Source organism: Methylocystis sp. ATCC 49242, from assembly GCF_000188155.2.
Lineage (GTDB): Bacteria > Pseudomonadota > Alphaproteobacteria > Rhizobiales > Beijerinckiaceae > Methylocystis.
Genome location: NZ_KE124774.1, coordinates 4,243,106 through 4,265,847 on the forward strand (window position 1 = coordinate 4,243,106; position 22,742 = coordinate 4,265,847).

The 22,742-nt window shown below is 65.5% G+C and carries 14 protein-coding genes; 10 read left to right on the top strand and 4 right to left on the bottom strand.

Features of this window, described 5'->3' with window-relative positions; all coding sequences use genetic code 11:
* From MET49242_RS22715 to MET49242_RS22735, 5 genes are all read left to right on the top strand, one after another.
* A complete protein-coding gene (locus tag MET49242_RS22715) occupies window positions 1-2,817 on the top strand; it encodes a [protein-PII] uridylyltransferase (protein WP_036289290.1) in 2,817 nt (938 codons plus the stop codon).
* A 69-nt stretch (window positions 2,818-2,886) separates the two neighbouring features.
* A complete protein-coding gene (gene grpE / locus MET49242_RS22720) occupies window positions 2,887-3,483 on the top strand; it encodes a nucleotide exchange factor GrpE (RefSeq protein WP_036289293.1) in 597 nt (198 codons plus the stop codon).
* A 14-nt stretch (window positions 3,484-3,497) separates the two neighbouring features.
* A complete protein-coding gene (gene corA, locus MET49242_RS22725) occupies window positions 3,498-4,517 on the top strand; it encodes a magnesium/cobalt transporter CorA (protein ID WP_036289296.1) in 1,020 nt (339 codons plus the stop codon).
* 123 nt (window positions 4,518-4,640) lie between these two features.
* Entirely contained in the window at window positions 4,641-6,149 is a 1,509-nt protein-coding gene (locus tag MET49242_RS22730; protein WP_144259778.1) for a Do family serine endopeptidase, read from the top strand.
* A gap of 172 nt (window positions 6,150-6,321) precedes the next feature.
* Complete coding sequence (locus MET49242_RS22735) at window positions 6,322-7,005, top strand: response regulator transcription factor (protein WP_036289302.1); 684 nt, start codon at window positions 6,322-6,324, stop codon at window positions 7,003-7,005.
* A gap of 10 nt (window positions 7,006-7,015) precedes the next feature.
* On the opposite strand, the gene MET49242_RS22740 is transcribed toward MET49242_RS22735, so the two are convergent.
* A complete protein-coding gene (locus MET49242_RS22740) occupies window positions 7,016-7,459 on the bottom strand; it encodes a hypothetical protein (protein ID WP_051134429.1) in 444 nt (147 codons plus the stop codon).
* Between the two features lie 181 nt (window positions 7,460-7,640).
* Between MET49242_RS22740 and MET49242_RS22745 the strand changes: the two genes are divergently transcribed.
* On the top strand, window positions 7,641-9,044 hold the full coding sequence (locus MET49242_RS22745; protein ID WP_036286392.1) for a HAMP domain-containing sensor histidine kinase: 1,404 nt from the start codon (window positions 7,641-7,643) through the stop codon (window positions 9,042-9,044).
* Here MET49242_RS22745 and MET49242_RS22750 read toward each other — a convergent pair.
* Entirely contained in the window at window positions 8,945-11,389 is a 2,445-nt protein-coding gene (locus tag MET49242_RS22750; protein WP_036286395.1) for a PAS domain-containing sensor histidine kinase, read from the bottom strand. The genes MET49242_RS22745 and MET49242_RS22750 overlap by 100 nt on opposite strands.
* Before the next feature lie 506 nt (window positions 11,390-11,895).
* On the opposite strand from MET49242_RS22750, the gene MET49242_RS22755 reads away from it, so the two are divergent.
* Window positions 11,896-13,143, top strand: a complete 1,248-nt coding sequence (locus MET49242_RS22755) for an aminotransferase class V-fold PLP-dependent enzyme (protein WP_210162340.1) — start codon at window positions 11,896-11,898, stop codon at window positions 13,141-13,143.
* A gap of 69 nt (window positions 13,144-13,212) precedes the next feature.
* On the opposite strand, the gene pepN is transcribed toward MET49242_RS22755, so the two are convergent.
* A complete protein-coding gene (gene pepN / locus MET49242_RS22760; protein WP_036286398.1) occupies window positions 13,213-15,864 on the bottom strand; it encodes an aminopeptidase N in 2,652 nt (883 codons plus the stop codon).
* Window positions 15,865-16,148: 284 nt separating this feature from the next.
* Between pepN and MET49242_RS22765 the strand changes: the two genes are divergently transcribed.
* From MET49242_RS22765 to MET49242_RS22775, 3 genes are read left to right on the top strand one after another with little or no spacing between them, the layout of a single operon-like run.
* On the top strand, window positions 16,149-17,276 hold the full coding sequence (locus MET49242_RS22765; protein ID WP_036289312.1) for an efflux RND transporter periplasmic adaptor subunit: 1,128 nt from the start codon (window positions 16,149-16,151) through the stop codon (window positions 17,274-17,276).
* 9 nt (window positions 17,277-17,285) lie between these two features.
* Window positions 17,286-20,405 carry an efflux RND transporter permease subunit gene (locus tag MET49242_RS22770; protein ID WP_036286401.1) on the top strand — a complete coding sequence of 1,040 codons (3,120 nt, stop codon included), beginning with the start codon at window positions 17,286-17,288 and terminating at the stop codon, window positions 20,403-20,405.
* Complete coding sequence (locus MET49242_RS22775; RefSeq protein WP_036286404.1) at window positions 20,402-21,775, top strand: TolC family protein; 1,374 nt, start codon at window positions 20,402-20,404, stop codon at window positions 21,773-21,775. The genes MET49242_RS22770 and MET49242_RS22775 overlap by 4 nt, the downstream gene beginning before the upstream one ends.
* Here MET49242_RS22775 and MET49242_RS22780 read toward each other — a convergent pair whose 3' ends face one another.
* The gene (locus MET49242_RS22780; RefSeq protein WP_036286407.1) at window positions 21,776-22,657 is read right to left on the bottom strand and encodes an alpha/beta fold hydrolase; all 882 of its coding nucleotides are present in this window, start codon (window positions 22,655-22,657) and stop codon (window positions 21,776-21,778) included.
* Between the last annotated feature and the right edge of the window lie 85 nt (window positions 22,658-22,742).

Here is a 22,742-nt window from a genome sequence, read left to right on the forward strand (position 1 = left end):
ATGGATCAGAGTGTGACGCGCGCGAGCGTCTTCGACGGCCTCGACCCGACGACCGGTTTTCAAGGTCTGCGCGCGGCGCTCGCGCCGCCCGTCGCGGAACTTTGCAGGACCGAGCGCGGACATGCGCGCCGCACCGCGGTCGTGGAGCTGTTTCGCGCGGCGCTCGACGAGGGACGCGCCCGCGCCCGCGCCCGTCTCGAAGCGCGCGGCTCGGGCATGGAATGCGGGCGGCTTCTTTCGCAGCTCGAAGACGAGCTGATCGGCGCGATTTACGATTACGTCGTGCGTTACGTCTATACGGTCGACAACCCTACCTTCGCCGAGCGCCTGACGATTGTCGCGGTCGGCGGCTATGGGCGCGGTCTGCTGGCGCCGGGCTCCGACATCGATCTTCTCTTCCTGCTCCCCTACAAGCAAACGCCCTGGGGCGAGAGCGTCATCGAGGCGATCCTCTACATTCTGTGGGATTTGCGCCAGAAGGTCGGCCACGCCTCGCGCTCCGTCGCGGAGTGCATGCGGCAGGCGCGCGACGACATGACGATCCGCACGACGCTGCTCGAGGCGCGCTTCATTCTCGGCAATGTCGAATTGTTCACCGAACTGCAGGAGACCTTCAACCGCGAAATCGCGCGTTGGGACACGAGCGAATTCGTGGCGGCGAAAATCGCCGAGCGCGACGCGCGCCTGCGCCGCGCCGGCGCCTCGCGTTATCTCGTCGAGCCGAACGTGAAGGAAGGCAAGGGCGGCCTTCGCGATCTCAATACGCTGTTCTGGATCGCGAAATATGTGTTTCGCGTGCGGGAGACGAAGGAGCTCGTCGCGGCAGGACTGTTTACTTCCGCCGAGCTCAGCCTTTTCGAGCGCTGCGAGGAGTTTCTGTGGCGCGTGCGCTGTCATCTTCATTTCGCGACCGGACGCGCCGAGGAGCGCCTTACTTTCGACATCCAGCCGACCATGGCGGCGCGTCTCGGTTATCACGACCGCGCGGGCCTTTCGCGCGTCGAGCGCTTCATGAAACATTACTTCCTCGTCGCAAAGGAAGTCGGCGATCTCACCGCGATCGTCTGGGCGGCGCTGGAGGCGAAGCAGGCGAAGCCTCGCGCGATTTTCGATCGCTTCCTGCAGCCCTTCCGCCGCCGCCGCAGCAAGGCGCCGCAGGGCGACTTCATCATCGATCACGATCGCATCAGCATCGCGGATGAAAATGTCTTCCACCGAGATCCGGTGAACATCATCCGTCTGTTCTGGATGGCGGACCACCACGGCTTGCCGTTGCATCCGGACGCGATGCGCGCGGTGACATTGTCGCTGCGCGAGATCGACGCCGACCTGCGCAACGACAAGGAGGCGAACCGGCTGTTTCTCGAAATCCTGATGTCGCGCAACATGACGGAGATCATGCTGCGGCGGATGAACGAGACAGGCGTGCTCGGCCGCTTCATTCCCGATTTTGGGCGCGTCGTCGCGATGATGCAATTCAACATGTATCATCACTATACGGTCGACGAGCATCTGTTGCGCGCCGTCGGCGCGCTGTCCGATCTCGAGGCCGGGCGCCGGCCGGAGCATCAGGCGTTGGTGGGCGAAATCCTGCCCACGATCGTCAATCGCAAGGTGCTTTATCTCGGGCTATTCCTTCACGACATAGCCAAGGGCCGCAAGGAGGATCACTCCATCGCCGGCATGGAGGTGGCGCGCACGCTCTGTCCGCGCCTCGGTTTCACGCCCGGCGAAACGGAAAGCGTCGCCTGGCTGGTCGAGCACCATCTCACAATGTCGAGCTATGCGCAGAGCCGCGATCTTTCCGACCGCGTCACGATCGAGAATTTCGCGGCGATCGTGCAGACGATGGAGCGGCTGAAGATGCTCTTCGTGCTGACGGTCTGCGACATCAGCGCGGTTGGCCCGAATGTTCTCGACGCATGGAAATCGCAGCTTTTGCGCGTTCTCTATTGGGAAACCGAAGTCGTGCTCGGCGGCGGCCATTCCGCCGTGGACCGCAAGAGCCGCGTCGCCGCGGCCGTGGCCGAGTTGCGCGCGGCGCTGCCGGAATGGAGCGACGAGGATTTCGATGCTTACGCGAAACGTCACTATCCCGCCTATTGGCTCAAGGTCGATGTGGCGAGAAAGGCGCGTCACGCGGAGATGCTGCGCGCCCTCAACGGCGCGACGGCGCCGCTTGCGACCGCGGTCGATCTCGACAGGACGCGCGGCGCTGTCGAACTGACAGTCATTGCGCCGGACAACACACGGCTCCTGTCGATCATCGCGGGCGGCTGCGCGGCGAGCGGCGCCAATATCGTCGACGCGCATATTTTCACGACCGTGGACGGGCTCGCGCTCGACACGATCTTCTTCTCGCGCGCGTTCGATTACGACGAGGACGAACTTCGCCGTGCGCGCCGCATAGCGGAGTTCATCGCGAGGGCGCTGCGCGGCGAGGTCATCGTCTCCGACGCCGTCAAGGCGCGGGCGACAACGATCAAGCCCATCGCCGCCTTCACCATCGCGCCCGAGGTCGTGGTGGATAACAGCCTGTCGAATGTGTACACGGTGATCGAAGTGTCGGGTCTCGACCGGGAGGGGCTGCTTTTCGACCTCACCAACGCGATCTCGAAGCTCAATCTCAACATCGCCTCGGCGCATATCGTCACCTTCGGCGAGCGGGCGGTCGACGCCTTTTATGTCACCGACCTCACGGGGGCGAAAATCATCGCGCCGCAACGTCAGGCGACGATCAAGCGGCAACTTCTGGAGGTCTTTCAGCCGTCCGCCGAAAAGCGGCCGGCGAGGGGACAGGGGGGCGGAGCGACTTGATTTTGGCGGCCGCAGCGCAGATATCGGGGCCTTTGAAGCGCGGCCTTTCTGGAAAAGATGGATGAAAACATGAGCGATCAGAGCAACGAGGGTAAGAACGCGGGGACGCCGCGGCCGGAGCAGGCGGGCGCATCATCGCTGTCTCAGCCCTCGGCGGAATCGAATATCAACGAGCCGGAGCCCTTCACGGAACTAGAGAATCTCTACGCCGAGAACGCCGGGCTCAAGGACAAGCTGCTGCGCGCGCTCGCCGACGCGGAGAACGTGCGCCGCCGCGCCGAGAAGGAAGTTTCCGACGCCAAGCTCTACGGCGCCGCCAATTTCGCGCGGGAGATGCTGTCCTTCGTGGATAATCTCCGCCGCGCAGTAGAAAGCGTGCCGCAGGACAAGCGCGGCGGGCTTGATCCCGTAGCCGCCTCGCTGCTCGAAGGCGTGGAACTGATGGAGCGCGATTTCCTTTCGCGTCTCGGCCGCTTCGGCGTCAAGAAGATCGAGGCGCAGGGCGCGCGTTTCGATCCAAACCAGCATGAGGCGCTTTTCGAGATCCCCGACGAGAGCCAGCCGGCCGGCACGGTCGCGCAGGTCGTCGAGCAGGGTTACATGATTGGCGAACGCGTGCTGCGCCCGGCCAAGGTGGGCGTGACGCGCGGCGGCCCGAAGGCCTGATGGGGACGACGCCCATGGACGATCTGGCGCAGGATTTGGCGAAGACCGCCGTCGCCAGACATGCGCCGGGCGTCGTCAACGCCGCCGTCTACCGGGACGGCGTGAAGGTCGCCGACATCGACATCGACGAGGCCGGCGCGTGGTCGAAACGCGAAGGCCATGTCGTCTGGATCGGCCTCTACGAGCCGCCGCTCGATCTCCTCGAACGTGTCGGACGGCAGTTTTCGTTGCATCCTCTCGCGATCGAGGACGCAGCCAAGGCGCATCAGTTCCCAAAGCTCGAGGAGTTCGACGACAGCATCTTCATCGTCGCGCGCACCTCGCAGATGGAGGACGGCCGTGTGGCCTTCGGGGAGACGCATCTTTTCGTCGGGCGCGGCTATGTCGTCAGCGTGCGTCACGGCGCGTCGAAGACCTATGCGCATGTGCGCGAACGCGCCGAGGCGCGCGCGCAAAGCCTGTCGGAAGGCGAGGATTTCATCGCCTATGCGATCCTCGATTTCATCGTCGATAACTACTTTCCTGTCCTCGAAACCATAAATTCCGAGGTCGAGGACATCGAGGACCATGTCCTTTCGACGACGATGGGCGCGGCGGAGATCGAGCAGCTTTACACCTTGCGCCGCGACCTGCTGCGTCTGCGCAACGCCGCCGTGCCGCTGTCGGACGTCTGCCGGCGTCTGGAGCACACGGACATCGTCATCATCGACAAGGTGATGCGCCCGCATTTCCGCGACGTGCGCGACCATCTTCGCCGTGTGCAGGAAAGCATCGACACGATGCGCGAGACGCTGGAATTCGCGTTCGAGGCGAGCCTGATGAACGCGCAGATGCAGCAGACGAACATCTCCCGCCGTCTGGCCGCCTGGGCGGCGATTCTCGCGGTGCCGACGGCCATCGCCGGCATCTATGGAATGAATTTCGAGCACATGCCCGAGCTCAAGTGGGAATATGGCTATTTCGCTGTGCTCGGTTTCACGATCGCAATTTGCGTCGTGCTCTACTGGCGCTTCCGCCGCTCCGGCTGGCTCTAGTCTTTCCCTTACGAAAGTTTCATTCCGCGGCCATTGGCCTGCAAGGGGCGCAACTCCATCTTGTGACTGCAGGCGGCGACGAGGTCTCCCAGCCTTCGCCGCGACAGATGGAGAGTTTTTCCAATGGTTCTTCAGATTTCCCAGCGCGACTCCCGTGTGTTGACCGCCTCCTCCCGGCGTCCGCGCGCGTCGCGCTTCGCCTTGATGGGCGCCGCGGCGGCGCTCGCCTTCGGCGTGGCGATGGGCGTTCCAGCGTCCTCCGCCTATGCCGAGGCTCCGCAGACGCTCGCGACCGTGACCGGCCCCTCCTCCTTCGCCGATGTCGTGGATCGCGTGAAGCCCGCCGTGGTGGCCATCAAGGTGAAGGCGACCGAGGAAGACCACGATCACTTCGACGTGCCGGGGCTTTCGCCGGATGACCCGATGTACCGCTTCTTCAAGCGTTTCGGCGAGGATGGCGGCCGTGGACAGAAACATGTGACCATGTCGCAGGGCTCGGGCTTCATCGTCAGCCCCGACGGCTATGTCGTGACCAACAACCATGTCGTGGAGCATGCGAGCGAAGTCGAGGTTGCGCTCGACAGCGGCAAGACTCTGCCGGCGAAGGTCATCGGCACGGACAAGCGCACGGATCTCGCGCTGCTCAAGATCAGCGACGGCGACAAGCTGCCTTATGTGGAATGGTCGAGCGCCAATCCGCGCGTCGGCGACTGGGTGATTGCGGTCGGCAATCCCTTCGGCCTCGGCGGCAGCGTGACGGCGGGCATCGTCTCGGCGCGCGGCCGCGACATCGGCGCCGGTCCCTATGACGACTTCCTGCAGATCGACGCGCCCGTGAACCGCGGCAACTCCGGCGGCCCGGCCTTCGACACGCGCGGCGCAGTCATCGGCGTCAACACCGCGATCTATTCGCCTTCGGGCGGCTCGGTCGGCATCGGCTTCGCCATTCCGGCGGAGGTCGCAAAGGATGTCGTCGCCGCGCTCAAGGAGAAGGGCGCTGTTTCGCGCGGCTGGATCGGCGTGAAGATCCAGAACGTGACGCAGGAAATCGCCGACAGCATGGGCCTCAAATCCACCAAGGGCGCTCTGATCGCGCAGCCGCAGAAGGGCGCTCCGGCGGAAGAGGCGGGCCTGAAGGCGGGAGACGTGATCACCGCCGTCAATGGCGAGAAGATCGAGACGCCGCGCGAGCTGGCGCGCAAGATCGCCGCCATGGGGCCGAAAAAGTCGGTCGACATAACCTTCCTGCGCAACGGCGCAGAGAAGACCGTGAAACTCACCCTCGGCGTGTTGCCCGAGGAAAAGGAGGCGCGCGCCGACAATGACTTCGGCGGCGGCGACGGCGGCGAGATCACCGGGCTCGGCATCGAGGTTGCGCCGGCTTCCGAGGTTCGCGGCGCCGGCCGGGAAGGCGTGATTGTCACGGACATCGATCCGAGCGGCGCGGCCGCGCAGAAAGGCGTGCGGCGCGGCGACGTGATCGTCGAGGCGGGCGGCCAGACCGTGAATTCGCGCGCCGATCTTGCAAGCGCCTTCGACGCCGCGCGCAAGGAGGGCCGTCGCTCGGTCCTGCTGCGGGTGAAGTCGGCGGATGGCATGAAATTTGTTGCCGTGCCCGTGAAGGCGGGCTGACGACGAGGAGAGCTTCTAGCGACGTGGACCCGGAGACTGCACCCGCCCGCAGACAGTCCACGCATAGAAGAGCGACGGGATAGGCCAGCCCCCTCCTGGCCCCCGTCCGTGCGGCAGGCTGGCGCGATGCGCCGCCTGCCGTTTTTTTCAAAGGTCAGCTATCATGGCCGCCATGCGCATATTGATCATCGAAGACGACCGCGAGGCGAGCGACTATCTCGTCAAGGCTTTCCGCGAGCAGGGCCATGTCGCCGACCATGCGGCCGACGGGCTCTCGGGCTACGCGAGCGCGAGCGAAGGCGACTACGACGTGCTGATCGTCGACCGCATGTTGCCCAAGATGGACGGGCTATCGCTCATTTCCAGCCTGCGCGAGCAGAAGGTCGAGACGCCGGCGCTCATACTCTCGGCGCTGGGACAGGTGGACGATCGCGTGAAGGGCCTGCGCGCGGGCGGCGACGACTATCTGCCCAAACCCTATTCCTTTTCGGAGCTGCTGGCCCGCGTCGAGGCTCTGGCGCGTCGTCGCGTCGGGCCGCGCGGCGAGGAGACCCATTATCGCGTCGGCGATCTCGAGCTCGATCGCCTCTCGCACAAGGTGACGGTCGGCGGACAGGAGATCGCCTTGCAGCCGCGCGAGTTCCGGCTGCTGGAATATCTGATGAAAAACGCCGGGCAGGTTGTGACGCGCACCATGCTGCTCGAAAACGTCTGGGATTATCACTTCGACCCGCAGACCAACGTCATCGACGTGCATATCTCCCGGCTGCGCGCAAAGATCGACAAGGGACGGGAAAATCCCTTGCTGCACACGATACGCGGAGCCGGTTACATGATCCGCGAGGGGACGAGATAGTCTGGCGGCTTCACCACCACCAGCCGGGACCGCCCCATCCCCAGCCCCAACCGGGGCCCCAACCGCCTCCCCATCCCCAGCCGGGGCCCCATCCCCAGCCGCCGTAACCCCAGCCGCCATAACCCCAACCCCAGCGGGGCGCGGTGGCGGCGGCGATGCCCGCGCCCATGATGCCGAGCGCGGCGCCGGCGAACATGGCGCCGGCGGGGTCATAGCCATAGCGGTAGTAACGCGGGTAACGGTAGCGGTAGTAGTGCCGGCGCGGATAGTAATAACCAACACGGTACCCGCGGTGATATCGGCGGTAGTGCACTGTCGACGTTGGCGCCGACAGGGCGACGGTCGAGGGCGAGGCGACGCTCAAAGGCCCGGCGAGGGCTTCGAACGGCAACGCGCCGATGGCGGTTGCGCCGCAAAGGGTTCCGGCAATCACGGAATTGATACGCTTACGCATGATATTTCACCCTTTTCTGGGTTTTACGCGAAGAAAACGTCAATCGGCTCCCGATTGTTCCCTTTCTCTGCGGGGCCGTCGCAAAAGAGTGGGGACAGTTGGCGCGACAGCGCCCATATCTCGACAGTAACCACTTCCGGTCGGTGAAAGGCCGGATCAGCAGGGAGCGCGGCGGCAGGTGATGGGCAAGGTCGGCAAACTCTTCCGTACAACGGCGTTCAAGCTGTCGATCGCCTATCTGCTGCTGTTCTCGATCGGCGCGGGTCTCGTGCTGACGCGCGTTGGCGCGCGGGTGAAGGAAGTGCTCGACGAACAGATTGAGCAGACGGTGGAAGCGGAGATCCGCGCGCTCTCCGAGCAATACGCGCAAGGGGGGTTGCGACAGCTCACGACAGCCGTGGAGCGGCGCGTGCGCGCGCCGGGCGGCTCACTCTATCTGCTGATGACGCATGCCGGAGACGTCATTGTCGGCAATATCGAGCCGCCGAAAATCGCGCCCGGCGGCGGCCGGGAGCTGGTCGAGATGACCTATCAGCGGCGCGGCGAACCCGGCGAGGTTCATCCCGCGCTGATGCGGCTCTTTCTCATTCCGGGCGGCTTTCGCCTGCTGATCGGCCACGACATCGAGGACCATCAGGTGCTGCGCGACATTCTCCGCCGCGCGCTCGGCATTTCCCTTTTCTGGCTCGTGCTCGTGGGCGCTTTCGGCGGATTGTTCGTCGCGCATCGCATGCTCGAGCGCGTCGACGTGATGTCGGACTCGGCGCGGCGCATCATGGCGGGCGACATGAACGAACGGCTCGCGGTCAGCGGCGCCGGCGATGAGCTCGATCGCCTCGCGGAGAATTTCAACGCGATGCTGGAGCGCATCTCGGAACTCATGACGGGGCTTCGCGAAGTCTCCGACAATATCGCGCATGACCTCAAGACCCCGCTGACGAGGTTGCGCAATCGCGCCGAGGCCGCCCTGCGCGGGAGCGCGCAGAACGGCGAGCATCGCGAGGCGCTGGCGGCGGTGATCGACGAATCGGACAGTCTCATTCGCGTCTTCAACGCGCTGTTGATGATCGCGCGCGCCGAGGCCGGCTATTCGAGCGACAATCTCGGCGCCTATGACGCCGACGCCGTGGTGAACGATATCGTCGAAATGTACGAGCCGGTCGCGGAAGAGCAGGGCGTGCGGCTGGAGGCCGTGACGCAGCCGGGCCTCACTGTGACAGGAAGCCGCGAGCTGCTCGGACAGGCGGTCGTCAATCTCGTGGACAACGCCTTGAAATACGGCTCGCGAGGCGAAAAGCCCGGCATCGACGTCAGCGCGAAGCGCGTCGGCGACCGCATCGAAATCATCGTCGCGGATCATGGGCCGGGCATTGCGCCCGCCGATCGCGACCGGGTGGTGGGGCGTTTCGTGCGGCTCGAAAACTCACGCTCGCGGCCGGGCTCGGGACTTGGCCTGTCGATGGCCTCGGCCGTCGCCCGCCTGCATCACGGCGTATTGCGCATCGAGGACAATGAACCGGGATTGCGCGTGGTGTTGTCGCTGCCGGCCATGCGCGCGGCGGTCTCACGCAGCGAGCGCGCATAGAGCTGGTTCTTGGCCAGACGCGGGGCGGTCTGTTCGAGCGGCCGTTGCTTTGGAGCGCCGATCGTCATTGCACGGTCGGCGCGGACGCAGGGCAGGCGCATCATCGCGATGGTGCCGAGCCCGAGTCGCGAGCGAATGCGCAACGCGCCGCCATGCAAATCGACCAGCGCGCGGGCGATGGCGAGGCCGAGCCCCGAGCCCTTCATGCCGTTCTCCATGAGGTCGGCGCTCTGCTCGAATGGCCGGCCGAGTCTCGAAATTGCGCGCGGATCTATGCCGCGGCCGGTGTCCTCGACAAAGATTGCGATCGCGGCGCCGTGGCGGCGCGCGCGAAGGCGTATGAAGCCGCCCGCATCCGTGAATTTGATGCTGTTGGAGAGCAGGACGCCGAGCGCCTTGACGATGGCCGATTCGTCTCCGATGCAGCGCAGGCGGTCATCCGCCTCGGCCACGATCTGGATGTTTTTGGCGTCCGCGCGGGAACGCCAGGAGGCGATGGCGCGGCGGGTCGCGTCGGCGACATTCACTTCGCGTTCGGCCAGGCGCACCAGTCCCGCCTCCAGTCGCGACATGTCGAGAATGTCGGACAGCACCTCGTTGAGGTAAGCGCCGCCCTGACGAATGTTGTTGCAATATTCGACATATTTCGGCGAGCCGAGGGAGCCGAAGGGCTCCGCCTGCATCATTTCGGAAAAGCCGATGATCGCGTTGAGCGGGGTGCGCAGCTCGTGGCTCATGTTGGCGAGGAATTCGGACTTGGCCAGATAGGCCGCTTCGGCCTCCGCTTTCTGGTGGTGATATTGCTCCGCGAGAGTCGCAAGCTGCTGGGCCTGCATCTCGAGCGTCTGACGCGAGCGCGTGAGGTCCGTGACGCTCGCGGTGAGGCGGCGCTCCGACTCGAGCAGCTTCTCCTCGTTGCGCTTCAGCGCGGTGATGTCGGCGCCGACGGAGACGTAACCGCCGTCCTTCGTACGCCTCTCGTTGATCTGCAGCCAGCGGCCGTCGGCGAGCCGCGCTTCATATGTGCGCGCGTCGGCGGCGCGCTGCTCGGCGGATGAAATTTCGGTCTGGATGAGCGGCGCCGTGGCGCGCATCATGATCTGCGCATAGGTCGCTCCGGCGATCGCCGCGTCGGCGGAGAGGCCATGGAGATCGAGAAACTTGGAATTGCAGGTGACGAGCCGGTTCTGCGCGTCCCACAGCACGAAGGCTTCCGAAATCGCGTCGATGGCGTCGCGCAGGCGCATGTTGGCGGTGGCCGTATGTTCGGCGAGGGCGCGCTGTTCGGAGACATCCACGGCGATGCCGACGAGATGCTTGCCCGGGTCGTTCGCCTCGTCCACGAGTTGCGCGCGCGCGCGCACCCAGATCCATCGGCCGTCCGCGTGCTTTGCGCGAAATTCGTGATCGACGCTTTTGGTTCTGGAGGCCGAGACCATTTCGGCGATCACCGTGAGGTCGCCATCCTCAGGATGAATGAGCGCGTTGAGTTCGCCAAAGGAGAGACAGCGCCGCTCGGCGGGAAGGCCGAGCATCTCGTACATTGAATCGGACCAGTAGATGCGCCCGCGCGCGATGTCCCAGTCCCATAATCCGCAGCGCCCGCGCGACAGCGCCGTCTCGAGCCGCTTGCGAATGAGCGCGTTCACATGCTCCACCGCCTGCCGGCGCCGCGTCTGCCGGAAATAGCCGTAAACGATGACGAGCAGCATCAGCGTCGTGAAGGCGAAGAGCAGCGCATAACGCGCCGCGATGGCGCGCCATTCTCCGAGCACATTGTCCAGCGGATAGATCATCGCCACCTGCCCGAAGGGCGTGGGCAGCTTATGCACCGTGGCGAGCGCCGGCGTGCCGTCGGCGAGCGTCACGCGCATCACGCCCGCCTTGTCGGCGAATTCGGTGAGCACCTGCCCGGCGCCGAGAACGTCGGCGAGCGTGACGTTCTTTGACTCGATCGGCGGAAACGCGGCGGCGACCCGGCCGTGGCCGTCCGTGACGAGAACGCGGCGGCCCCGCGCGAAGGCGCGATGCGGAACGATCTGGTTGAGGGGCTGGCCGAGCGACTGCGCGTCCGCCCGGATCTTTTCGTGCAGTTCGTGAGAAACAACGCGCGCGAAAAGCTCGAGGTCGGCGGTTGCGTCGTCGACAAGCTGGTCCTGCATCGTCGTCGCCATGGAGACGACAAAAGCCATCAACGACATCAGGCAGATAGATGAGGCGACGAAGGCCAGGCGCCGTAGCCAGGCGCCGTCGTTCGGATCCTTCTCGCCATTGTCGTCAAAGCGATACGCGCCCCACACCGTTTCGGCATGACTCATCGCACGAGCTGCGGAGGCGCGCGCCATCAAATAGATCTCCGAAATTTTGGCGAACTCGCGAGCGAACCGAACGCCGCCCGAATCACCTTCATTCGAATCTCTCAGGCCGTGATTGTCCAGACCTTAATTCGGCGTTAACGGCGCGTCTCGGCGCTGGAATCCATGGCGTGTTGACCCATATATAGGGGCTTGTGACCGGGGCTCGACAGGGCCGGCTCCGCCGCCCGGCGCGCGTCCGTGAGTAAGGCTTTGCCGGGCAACAGAAGTTTCCCGAACGCGCACATTCCGCGCGGCGTCGCTCCGGCGCTGTCCGGCCGCCGGCCCCGAGATGTGGGGTCGTCGAAACAGTCCCGAGCCGGCTTTTGGGCGGCGAGTCGTTTTGTCGCATGGTCAGACGCCCCTCGGCGCCGCTCACTCACCCCTCCGTCCTTCACTCCCTGCGAGTGTAGTGGGGCGCCCACAACGTCCGGTTGACGACGGCGGTCAAATCAAGTGCGACGCGGCGTCGGCCAGAATTTCGAGACGTCCAGATGATGACCAGAATTCTCGCGGTTTTCCTGTCGGGCCTTTTGCTCTGCGCGCCCGCATTGGCGATCACGAAACAGGAGCGTCGCCGCGTCGACGCCTTCGCCGGGATGGCGCTCGAAAAGAGCCGGCGCATTGGCGGCTATCCCGTCAATCAGGACACCGCTCTGGAAGGCTTCTATAATTGGTACACAAAGCACAGGCTGTATCGCGCGTCTTTGAACAATGTAGGCAATCCGTGGTCGACGAGTCCCTACAGCCTCAACACCCACGCGTTTGAAAAAGAGGTCGTGTCCTATTTCGCAAAGCTCTATGGCTTTCCCGACGACAAGTTCTGGGGCTTCGTGACCGCGAGCGGCACGGACGGCAACAATCACGGGCTCTATTTTGGCCGGAAATATCTTCTGTCGAAATCATCGGCTCCGCCGATCGTCTATGTTTCGGAGGAGGCGCATTATTCGATCAAGAAACTCGCCGACGTGCAGAATCTCGAACTGCGTCTGATAAAGGCGAAGGAGATGGGCGAGATGGATCTGAAGGATTTCGAGGCGAAGCTCGATCCGTCCCGTCCCGTGCTGGTGGTCATCGCATTAGGCACGACATTCAAGGGCGCGATCGACGATCAGGCGGCGATAAGGGATATACTGAAAGCGAAGCACAAGGGCCCGCAATACATCCATCTGGATGCTGCGCTTTTCGGCGGTTACCTGCCTTACGTGGACGGTGACGCGGCGAGCCTCGTCAATCATCAGCTTCAGAATTTCGATTCCATCGCCGTGTCGGGGCACAAGTTCTTTGGCTCTGATGAACCGATGGGCATTTTCATTTCCACCAGGGAAGCGTTCGACAATCTGAACCCGTTTCGGGTCGCCTATCTCAACGACGCCGTCCCGACGATCTCCTGTTCGCGAAGCGCGTTGGCGCCATTGAAATTCTGGTGGAAGATACGCTCGACGCCGATGGACAAATTCAGGGCCGCCGCCAATGGCATGATGCGCAACACGGACTATCTCGTCGAAGGGCTGAAGGCCACGGGCGTCAGGAGCTGGCGTAATCCTTTCTCGAGCACTGTGTTTTTCGAGCGGCCCGACGAAACGATCCTCGCGAAATATGATCTTGCGTCGGAGGAGAGCCCGACGCTCGGCAAGCTCGCGCATTTCATCGTCATGCCGCATGTCCACAACAAATTGATCGACGGTTTCATTCGGGACATGCGGAAATGGAAGATGCGGTCATCGCAGGCGTCGCCGCGATAACGGGCGATGATGCGGCTCCCGTTCGGCAAAGAGCGTTTTTGCCGAACGGGCTTTTTATCCGGCTTCCGTTCAGGACAGCGCGCGTGTCGCAATATCCTTCACGTCGGCGGAGAGCGTCTCGCGCGCAAGCACTTCCCGCAGCTTCGCTTCGACGAGCGCGCGGCGGCGCGGCTCTAGCGTGCGCCATGAACGCAGCGCCGAGAGCAGCCGCGCCGCGACCTGCGGATTCTTCGAATCGAGGTCGAGAACGATGCGCGTCAGGAGATCGTAGCCGGAACCGTCCAGCGCATGGAAGCGCGTGAGATTGCCGTTCGCGAAGGCGCCGATGAGCGAGCGCACGCGGTTCGGATTGGAGAGCGAGAAATCCGGATGCGCCATGAGATCGAGGACGCGCTGCGTCGTGGCCTCTTCCGGAATTGTCGCATGCAAGGCGAACCATTTGTCGATCACGAGCGCGTCGCCCGCGAATTGCTTGTAGAAAGCCGCGAAAGCGTCTTCGCGCGCCTGTCCGCCGATCAGCGCGAGCGCTGACAGCGCCGCCAGGCGGTCCGTCATGTTGCCGGCGGCGGCGAACTGACGCTGCGCGAGCGCGCGGCCCTTCTCTATATCGCCGGCGGCGATGAGATCGAGCGCGACGGCGCGCAACGAGCGCCGCCCGGCGCCGGCCGCGTCGGGCTTGAAGGGGCCGTTGTCAGCCATTCGCGCATAGAGCGCGTCGAGCTGCGGGAGAAGGGCGCGGCCGATTTCCTCGCGCAGCCCCATGCGCGCCGAAAAGAGGATGTCGGGATCGACATTCTCCCCCGCCTCGCGCGCGAGGTCGATTTCAGAGGGGAGCGACAGCGCCTGCGCGGCGAAGGCGGGATCGGCGTCGGCCTTTGCGAGGAGCGTGCGCAATGCGCCGACGAAACCCTGCGCATCTGGCGCCGGGGCGTTGTTCCGCGAAGCGTCCACACGCGCGAAGATTGCGCGCAGCGCGAGGCTTTGCGCCGCCTGCCATCGATTGAAGGGATCGTCGTCGCAGGCGAGGAGCCGCTCCAGGTCCGCGCTCGCCGGGGCGGGCTCGAGCCGCACGGGCGCCGAGAATCCGCGCAGCAGCGACGCCACCGGGCGCGAAGGCACGTCGCGAAAGGTGATGACGCGCGCGGGCTCCGAAAGTTCGATCACTCCGCGGCGCAACTCGTCCTCGCGCGCGTCGTCGCTCAGGAGATCGAGCTTCTCGCCATTCTCGCCGAAGAGCGCGAAAGCGACGGGGATCACCACTGGTTTCTTCGTGTCCTGCCCCGGCGTGGGACGTGTCTGCTGGCGCAGCGTCAGCGCAAAGGTCCGGGCGTCGGGGTCATAGGCGCCCTCGCTCGACAGCGCCGGCGTGCCGGCCTGGCTGTACCACAGCGCGAAATGCGACAGGTTGCGGCCGGAGGCTTCGGCGAAACAGGAGAGGAAGTCCTCCACCGTCGCCGCCGTGCCGTCGAAGCGCTCGAAATAGATGTCCATGCCGCGACGGAAATCGGCGTCGCCGATCAGCGTACGCAGCATGCGGATGATCTCGGCGCCTTTCTCATAGACCGTCGACGTGTAGAAGTTGTTGATCTCGTGATAGACCTCGGGCCGTACCGGATGCGCGAGCGGCCCCGCGTCCTCGGGGAATTGCACGAGTCGAAGTCCGCGAACGTCGCTTATGCGCTCCACCGCGCGCGAGCGCATGTCGGCGGAAAACTCCTGATCGCGAAAGACGGTGAGCCCTTCCTTCAGGCACAGCTGGAACCAGTCGCGACAGGTGATGCGGTTTCCCGTCCAGTTGTGGAAATATTCATGCGCGATGACGGCCTCGATGCCGGCGTAATCGGAGTCCGTCGCCGTCTCTGGCGAGGCCAGCACATATTTGTCGTTGAAGATGTTGAGGCCCTTGTTCTCCATCGCGCCCATGTTGAAGTCGGAGACGGCGACGATGTTGAACACGTCGAGATCATATTCGCGACCGAACTTCTCCTCGTCCCACCGCATGGAGCGCTTCAGCGCGTCCATGGCGTAGTCGGCCCGCGCCTCCTTGCCGTGCTCTACATAGATTGCAAGGTCGATCCTGCGGCCGGACATCGTGGTGAAAGTGTCGCGCACCACGCCGAGGTCGCCGCCGACGAGCGCGAAGAGATAGGAGGGCTTCGGGAAGGGATCGCGCCAGACGGCGTAATGGCGCGTCGTGCCGGGAATATCTCCCGACTCCGCCGGATTGCCGTTGGAGAGGAGGATCGGCGCGTCGGTCTTCTCCGCCTCGATCCGGGTCGTATAGACGCTCAGCACGTCGGGGCGGTCGAGGAAGTAGGAGATGCGGCGGAAACCTTCGGCCTCGCATTGCGTGCAATAGGCGGAGCCTGAACGGTAGAGTCCGGAAAGCTGCGTATTGGCGCTCGGGTTCACCTCGGTCTCGATTTCGAGGGTGAAGGGCGCGTCGGGGACGCTGAGCACCGTGAGGCTGTCGGGCGTCGCCGTATATTCCGCCGGCCCCAGCGCGCGGCCGTCGAGCTTGACGCCGAGCAGCGCCAGATCGTCGCCGTCGAGCGTGAGCGGAGCGCCGGCGGCGCCTTTCGGGTTGCGGCGCAGCGACAGACGCGCGACGACCTTCGTGGCCGTTCGATGCAGCGCAATGTCCAGATCGACGGCGTCGATCAGAAAGTCGGCGGGGCGATAATCGACGAGGCGGACGGCGACATTGGATGGGTGGCGCATGAATACCTCGAAAAGTGGAGAATCAGCTGAGCTTGTCTGGAATATAGGCGGATCGCGGCCGTTGGCGACGGCGCCGAGAGCGGCGTTGGAGGGGATTGTTACCGATTTTTCATTGGATAGCCCCTTCAGCGGGGCGAAATGGCTTGAGCCGGGCTCCTCCGACGGGCAAGATCGCTCCCGGCGCAGCTGAAATGCGGCGGCGCCATAATGACGCGCCCTTTCCGCGCAATGTCTGCCGCGCGCGCAAGCGGGGCGCACTCTCTCGGGGCTTTCCTGATTCTCACATGCGGCGAACGATCCTCCACACCCTTCTTCTCCTTCTCGTTTGCGGCGCGGCTGCGGCCCTCGGCGCTCCGGCGGGGAATCAGCCGCCCCGTCGGGAGATTGTTGTCCCGCTGACCGACGATCAGGCGCGCGCCGCGGGGGTCGAGACGCAGCCCATCGAACCGGAAACGGGCATGGGCGAAATCGTCGTCCCCGGCGTGGTGACCGTCCCGCCGCAGCAGTTGCGCATCGTCGCCGCGCCCGCCGCCGGACTTATCGAGACCCTGCTCGTCGCCCCTGACGAGGACGTCAAGGACGGCGACGCGATCGCGACGCTCAGATCCTCCGAGCTGGTCGAGGCGCAGCGCGCCTTCTTGCACGCCCTTTCGGACGCCAATCTCGCTTCCGAGAAACTGCGCAGGGACGAGCAGCTCTTCAAGGAGCGCATCATCGCCGAACGCCGGTTGATCGTCACTCGGGCCGAGGCGGGGCAGGCGCGTTCGTCGCTCGAGGAGCGACGGCAGATTCTCACGCTCGCCGGCATGACCGAAGCCGAGGTGTCGGCCCTGCAGCGTGACCGCAAGCTCGCCAGCACGCTCCTGGTTCGCGCGCCGCTCTCCGGCACGGTCCTCCAGCGGCACGGCACCACGGGCGAGCGCGTTCAGGCCTCCGCGCCGCTCGTCACCATCGCGCGGCTCGATCCGATCTGGGTCAATCTGCAGGTGCCGCTTAGTCGCGCCGTCGCGCTCGAAAGCGTCGAGCGCGTCCATCTGCCCAGCGCGGGTCTCGACGGCCGGCTCATCCGCATCGGCCATACCGTCGACATGGCGACCCAGTCCGTCACCGCGGTGGCGGAGTTTCGCTCCGGCAGAAGCCCCTTGCGGCCGGGGCAAGCCGTGCAGGCGATCCTGAAGGTGACGGGCGGCGGCGCTTCGCAATGGCGCGTTCCGGCGGACGCCGTCGTCAGCCACAAGAACCACAGCTGGGTTTTCGTCCGCGTCCCGGACGGATTCCGCGCGACGCCGGTCACGCTGATCTCGGAGACGCCGCATTTCGCCTCGGTGCAGGGCGGCCTGGCGGCCGGCGAGCGGGTGGCGACCCATGGTCTGCTCACATTGCTAGCCGAACTCGCCGAGGCGGAGAAATGACAGAGCGCGATGCTTGAACGGCTGATCCACTTCGCGCTTCGACAGCGTCTCCTGACATTCCTCGCCGCGATCGCCATCGCGGGGTGGGGAGCGTTCAGCTACACGAAATTGCCGATCGACGCTTTTCCCGACGTGGCGCCGATTCAGGTTCTCGTCGCGATGCGCGCGCCGGGCCTTACTCCCGAGGAGTTGGAGAGCCGCGTCACCGCCCCGATCGAAATCGCCGCGCGCGGCATTCCCCGTCTCGTCCGCATGCGCTCGACGACCCGTTACTCGGTCGCGCTGCTCACCTTCGAGTTCGAGGAAGGAACGGACATCTACTGGGCGCGCGCGCAGGTCAACGAGCGGCTCGCTCAGGTGCAGGACCAGCTGCCGAGCGGCGTTTCCGGCGGCCTTGCGCCGATCGTCACGCCGCTCGGCGAAATGCTCATGTTCACCATTGTCGGCGGCGATCTGACTCCGACGGAGCAGCGCAGCCTGCTCGACTGGACGATACGTCCGGCCATCCGCGGCCTGCCCGGGGTCGCCGACCTCAACGTGCTGGGCGGCTTCGTGCGCACCTTCGAGGTCGCGCCGTCGCCCTCCGCCATGGCCGCGCGCGGCGTCACCGTCGCGATGCTGGAAACGGCGCTCTCGCAAAACAACAAGAACGACGGCGCCGGCCGCGTCCGCGACGGCGAGGAGGCGCTGCTGGTGCGCGCCGAGGGGCGGCTGCAGTCGCTCGAAGATATCCGCTCGGTGGTCATCGCCGCGCGCGCCACCGGCATCGTGCGCGTCGGCGACGTCGCCGAGGTGCGTTTCGGCTCCCTGCCGCGTAACGGCGTCGTGAGCCGTAACGGCGAAGCCGAGGCTGTCTGGGGACTGGTGCTCGGCCTGCGCGGCGCCGACGCGCGCATGGTGGTCACCGGCGTGAAGGCCCGTCTCGCCGAACTCGAGGCGAGCCTGCCGAAGGGCGCGAAGATCGAGATTTTCTACGACCGCAGCGAGCTGATCGGCAAGGCGGTGTGGACGGTCCAGAAGGTGCTGATCGAGGCGATCGTTCTCGTCGTCATACTGCTGGCGCTGTTCCTGGGCGACCTGCGCGCGGCGCTCGTCGTCTCGGTCATCCTGCCGCTCGCGGCGCTCGCCACCTTCGGGATCATGCGATGGTGGGGGCTTTCCGCCAACATCATGTCGCTCGGCGGCCTGGCCATCGCCATCGGCCTGCTCGTGGACTGCGCCGTCGTCGTGGTGGAGAATGTCGAGCATCGCATGGCGAGCGCCCATGAGGCGAGCCTCGCCGACCGTATCTTCATGACGCTGGAGGCGACGCGCGAAGTCGCGGCGCCGCTGACCTCCGGCGTGGTCATCATCGTGACCGTGTTCCTGCCGCTGCTTTCGCTGGAAGGTCTCGAGGGGCGTCTCTTCGCGCCGGTGGCGCTGACCATCGCCTTCGCGCTCGGCTCCGCCCTCATCCTGTCGCTCACGGTCGTGCCGGCGCTGAGCGCGACGCTGCTGAAGCCTGGCCATTCCGAAGAGCCCTGGCTTGTGCGCAGGATCGCGGCGATCTACGAGCCGCTGCTCGACCGCGCGCTGGCGCGCCCGCTGATCGTTGCGGCGATCGCCGGCGGCGGACTGCTCGTCGCAGCTCTCGCCTACAGCGGGATCGGCCAGACCTTCATGCCCGTGATGGATGAGGGCACGCCCGTCATCACCGTGCGCAAGCATCCGACGATCAGCGTCAACATCGCCGCCGAGACCGACCGTCGCATCCAGCGCGAGATCATGGAGAAGGTGCCCGAGGTCAAGGGGATGATGGCGCGCGCGGGCGCCGACGAACTCGGCATTGATCCGGTGGGCCTCAACGAGACCGACAATTTCCTCACGCTCGCGCCGACGAGCGAATGGCGCAGCCATGGCATGGATTGGCTGATGGGCGAAATCCGCAAGGTGCTCGACTCGATACCGGGGATTTCCTACGCCTTCTCCCAGCCGATCGACATGCGCGTTCAGGAGATGATCATCGGCGCGCGCGGCGACGTCGTGATCAAGATTTTCGGCGACGACATCGGGGAACTCAACCGGCTGACCCGCGAAGTGGCCGCGACGCTGCGCAAGATTCCCGGCGCGCGGGACGTCTTCGGCCTGCAGAACGACGGTCTGCGCTATCTCACCGCACGCGTCGATCGTCTCGCCGCTGGACGCTTCGGCCTCAACGCCGGCGAGATCCAGGACGCCCTGCGCGTCTGGGTTGACGGTCAGCAGGTCGGCATCGTGCTGGAGGGGCCGATCCGCACGCCGCTCGTCGTGCGCGGCGCCGAGACCTCGCGCCGCTCCGCCGTGGATTTCGCGCGCCTGCCGATGGTGTCCAACGACGGAAAGGTCGTGGAGTTGTCCCAGCTTGCGGAAGTGAAGGCGGAGGACGGGCCTATTCAGGTCATTCGCGAGGAGGGCAGGCGTTTCGCCACCGTGCTCGCCAATGTCACCGGTCGGGACCTCGTCGGCTTCGTCGACGAGGCGAAGAAGGCTGTCGCGCAAAACGTGAAGACGCCGAAGGGTTACACCTACCAGTGGGGCGGCCAGTTCGAGAATCAGCAGCGCGCTTCGGCGCGGCTCGCGGTCGTTGTCCCGATCGCGCTCGCGCTGATCTTCCTCCTGCTGTATCTGACCTTCAATTCGGCGCTGCAGGCGACGCTCGTGTTCTGCAACGTGCCCTTCGCGGCGATCGGCGGCGTGCTCGGCCTGTGGCTGTCGGGCGAATTCATCTCCGTTCCGGCCTCGGTCGGCTTCATCGCGCTCGTCGGCATAGCGGTGCTCAATGGCGTGGTTCTGATCTCCTACATCAACAAGCTCGTGGCCGAAGGCACGCGCTCGACGCGCGAGGCGGTGGTCGAGGGCGCGCGCCGGCGCATGCGCCCCGTCATGCTGACGGCGACGATCGCCGCCTTTGGCCTCATCCCTTTCCTTTTCGCGACAGGGCCGGGCGCAGAGATCCAGCGGCCGCTCGCCATCGTCGTCATCGGCGGGCTGATTTCCGCGACCGTGCTCACCCTCGTCCTGCTGCCGATCCTTTACGATCGTTCGGCCAACTGGGGCGCGCAGCTGCGGACGCGCATCCGATCCCTCCGGCGAGAGGAGTCGCGCGCATGACGATCCGGGCGGCCTTTCTGCCGGTACTGCTCTTCATCGGGCTTTACGCGACCGCCTCGCGCGCCGGGCCTGATGAGCAGCCGAGCGGCGAAGTGACAGTGAAGGCCGCCAAGGACCCGGCTGCGAGCGGCGGCAAGGGCGCCAAGGCCCGGGCCGGAAAAAGCTCCAAAGTCACTGTCAATCGCGCGAAGAAGACGCCGCTCGGCCATGTTCTCGTGCGTCACCTCGACATGGCCGTCGCCATCGACGCGCAGAGCAAGGCGCTGGAGGCGCAATTCGGCGCCGTGTCCGCGCGGTACGCCACCGCGAATTCGATAACGCCGGGCTCGCCCTATTTCGGCGGCTCGCAGCGCAACGCCGCCGCCGGCAATCTGCGTCACTACAACGAGACCGAAATCGAGGCGGGCATGCCGCTGTGGCTTCCCGGCCAGCGCGACGCCTATGCGGCCACGGTGTCGAGCGGGGTCGTGGAGGTCGAGGAGAGGCTGTCGCAACGCCGGCTCGAGGTCGCGGGACTGTTGCGCGACGCATGGTGGAACGCGAAGCGCGCCGAGCGCGACGTGTCCGTGGCGCGCACGCGTGTGGCGACGGCCCGCGAGATCGGCGCCGACATGACCCGTCGCGTCGAACTTGGAGACGCTGCGGAAGCCGACGCCTTGCTGGCGAGGAACGAAACGCTCGCCGCCGAGACGGAACTCGCGCAGGCGGAAGGCGCGGCAAAAGTCGCGCGGGTGAATTACGCCGCGCTCACCGGCGGGACGCCGCCGGACGGCACGCTCGAAGCCGTGCGTCGCGACGGCGATCTGGAAGACCATCCGGCGCTGCGGGCGCCGCTGGCGGCGCTTGCGCGGGCTGAGTCCCAGGCGCGGCTGATCGATGCGACGCCCATAGACAATCCGGAGATCGGCGTCTTCGGACGTCAGGAGCACAACGACCAATATTCGACGGACCCCTCGCAGGAAGTCACCAACCAGCGCACCGACGCGACGACGGTGGGCGTGCGCTTTCGCATTCCGTTGCCGACGCCGGGCCGCAACGAGCCGCGCCAGGCCGAGGCGGCAGCAGAGGTGACGCGGGCGCGCGCCGAATATGAGCGCGCCAAGCGAATGGTCGTCGCGGAAATAAAGGCCGCGCGGACGGCGCTCGCAGCGGCGCAAAAGGCGGCGGGCCTCGCCGACAAGCGGCTCGCCGTCGCCAATGAGCAGTTCGAACTGTCGCGCAAGTCCTTCGCGCTCGGCGAAATCAGCGCCTTCGATCTGTATCGCGTGCGCCAGATTCAGCTGGAGGCGCAACGCATGCAGGCGGGCGCCGCGATCAATGTCGGCGTTGCGGTTTCACGCGTGAATCAGGCGCTGGGATACGCGCCATAATCACGGACAACGGCTCAGGAACTCCATTATCCGCCCGATCGTCGGCTGATCGAGCAGCAGGGGCGCATGGCCCTGGCCGGCGACGGTGAATGTTTCGAGCCGCGGCGCGCGCCGGGCCATTTCCTCCATCGTCTCGGCCGAAAAGATGTCCGACGTCTCGCCGCGAATGACGAGCATCGGCGTTTGCGACATTGTTTCGAAACGGTCCCAGAAGGTTTCGGGCTCGGCGTCCGGCGTGAAGATGTCGAGCGTGTGCGACAGTTCGGGGTCGTAGCGAAGCGCAACCTTCCCGTCCTTCTCGACGAAGGTCTGGCGCGCATAAACGGCCCAGTCCTCCGCGCTAACGGCGGGAAATTGCGGCGCGGCGGTCATGCGCATCAAGGCGATCGCGTCGTTCATCGAGGCGATGGGCGGCAATTTTCCGACATAGCGCTTTATGCGCAGCAGACCCTCGAGTTCGATCTTTGGCCCGATGTCGTTGAAGATCGCCGCGCGCACGAGGCCCGGCGTTCCGGCGGCGAGATCCATCGTGTGCAGCCCGCCGCGCGAGGTGCCGAGAAAGACGGCCGACGAAACGCCCGCGTCGCGCAGCACCGCGAGAATGTCGTCCTGTTCGACCGCGAGCGCGTAATGGGTCCAGTCCTTATCCCAGTCCGATCGGCCGCGCCCGCGGTAGTCGAGCGCGAGCACGCGCCGTCCCTGCGCCTGCGCGGCCTCGGCGACGCGCCAGAAGTCGTCGGCGGAGCGCGCGAGGCCCGGCAGGCAGACGAGCGGCAGACGCCCGGCCGAGGGACAGGCGTAATCGAGATAATGGAGGCGCAGCCCGTCGCTCGCGGAAACGAAGCGGCTGTCGGCATGGGCCCGAGGGGTCGGAGGGTTCAAGCGAATCGCGCTCCTCTTGCAGAAAATTGCGCCATGCCCCCGATTGCGCCATTTGGCGCTCGAAATCCACCCCGCGCGGTCCTGC

Excerpts from the sequence above, each read along its gene's own strand:
- MET49242_RS22775 (WP_036286404.1), top strand. The coding sequence starts at position 20,402 with ATGACGATCCGGGCGGCCTTTCTGCCGGTACTGCTCTTCATCGGGCTT.
- grpE (WP_036289293.1), top strand. The coding sequence starts at position 2,887 with ATGAGCGATCAGAGCAACGAGGGTAAGAACGCGGGGACGCCGCGGCCG.
- corA (WP_036289296.1), top strand. The coding sequence starts at position 3,498 with ATGGACGATCTGGCGCAGGATTTGGCGAAGACCGCCGTCGCCAGACAT.
- MET49242_RS22730 (WP_144259778.1), top strand. The coding sequence starts at position 4,641 with ATGGTTCTTCAGATTTCCCAGCGCGACTCCCGTGTGTTGACCGCCTCC.
- MET49242_RS22770 (WP_036286401.1), top strand. The coding sequence starts at position 17,286 with ATGCTTGAACGGCTGATCCACTTCGCGCTTCGACAGCGTCTCCTGACA.
- MET49242_RS22765 (WP_036289312.1), top strand. The coding sequence starts at position 16,149 with ATGCGGCGAACGATCCTCCACACCCTTCTTCTCCTTCTCGTTTGCGGC.
- MET49242_RS22735 (WP_036289302.1), top strand. The coding sequence starts at position 6,322 with ATGCGCATATTGATCATCGAAGACGACCGCGAGGCGAGCGACTATCTC.
- MET49242_RS22745 (WP_036286392.1), top strand. The coding sequence starts at position 7,641 with ATGGGCAAGGTCGGCAAACTCTTCCGTACAACGGCGTTCAAGCTGTCG.
- MET49242_RS22750 (WP_036286395.1), bottom strand. The coding sequence starts at position 11,389 with ATGGCGCGCGCCTCCGCAGCTCGTGCGATGAGTCATGCCGAAACGGTG.
- MET49242_RS22755 (WP_210162340.1), top strand. The coding sequence starts at position 11,896 with ATGACCAGAATTCTCGCGGTTTTCCTGTCGGGCCTTTTGCTCTGCGCG.
- MET49242_RS22740 (WP_051134429.1), bottom strand. The coding sequence starts at position 7,459 with ATGCGTAAGCGTATCAATTCCGTGATTGCCGGAACCCTTTGCGGCGCA.
- pepN (WP_036286398.1), bottom strand. The coding sequence starts at position 15,864 with ATGCGCCACCCATCCAATGTCGCCGTCCGCCTCGTCGATTATCGCCCC.
- MET49242_RS22715 (WP_036289290.1), top strand. The coding sequence starts at position 1 with ATGGATCAGAGTGTGACGCGCGCGAGCGTCTTCGACGGCCTCGACCCG.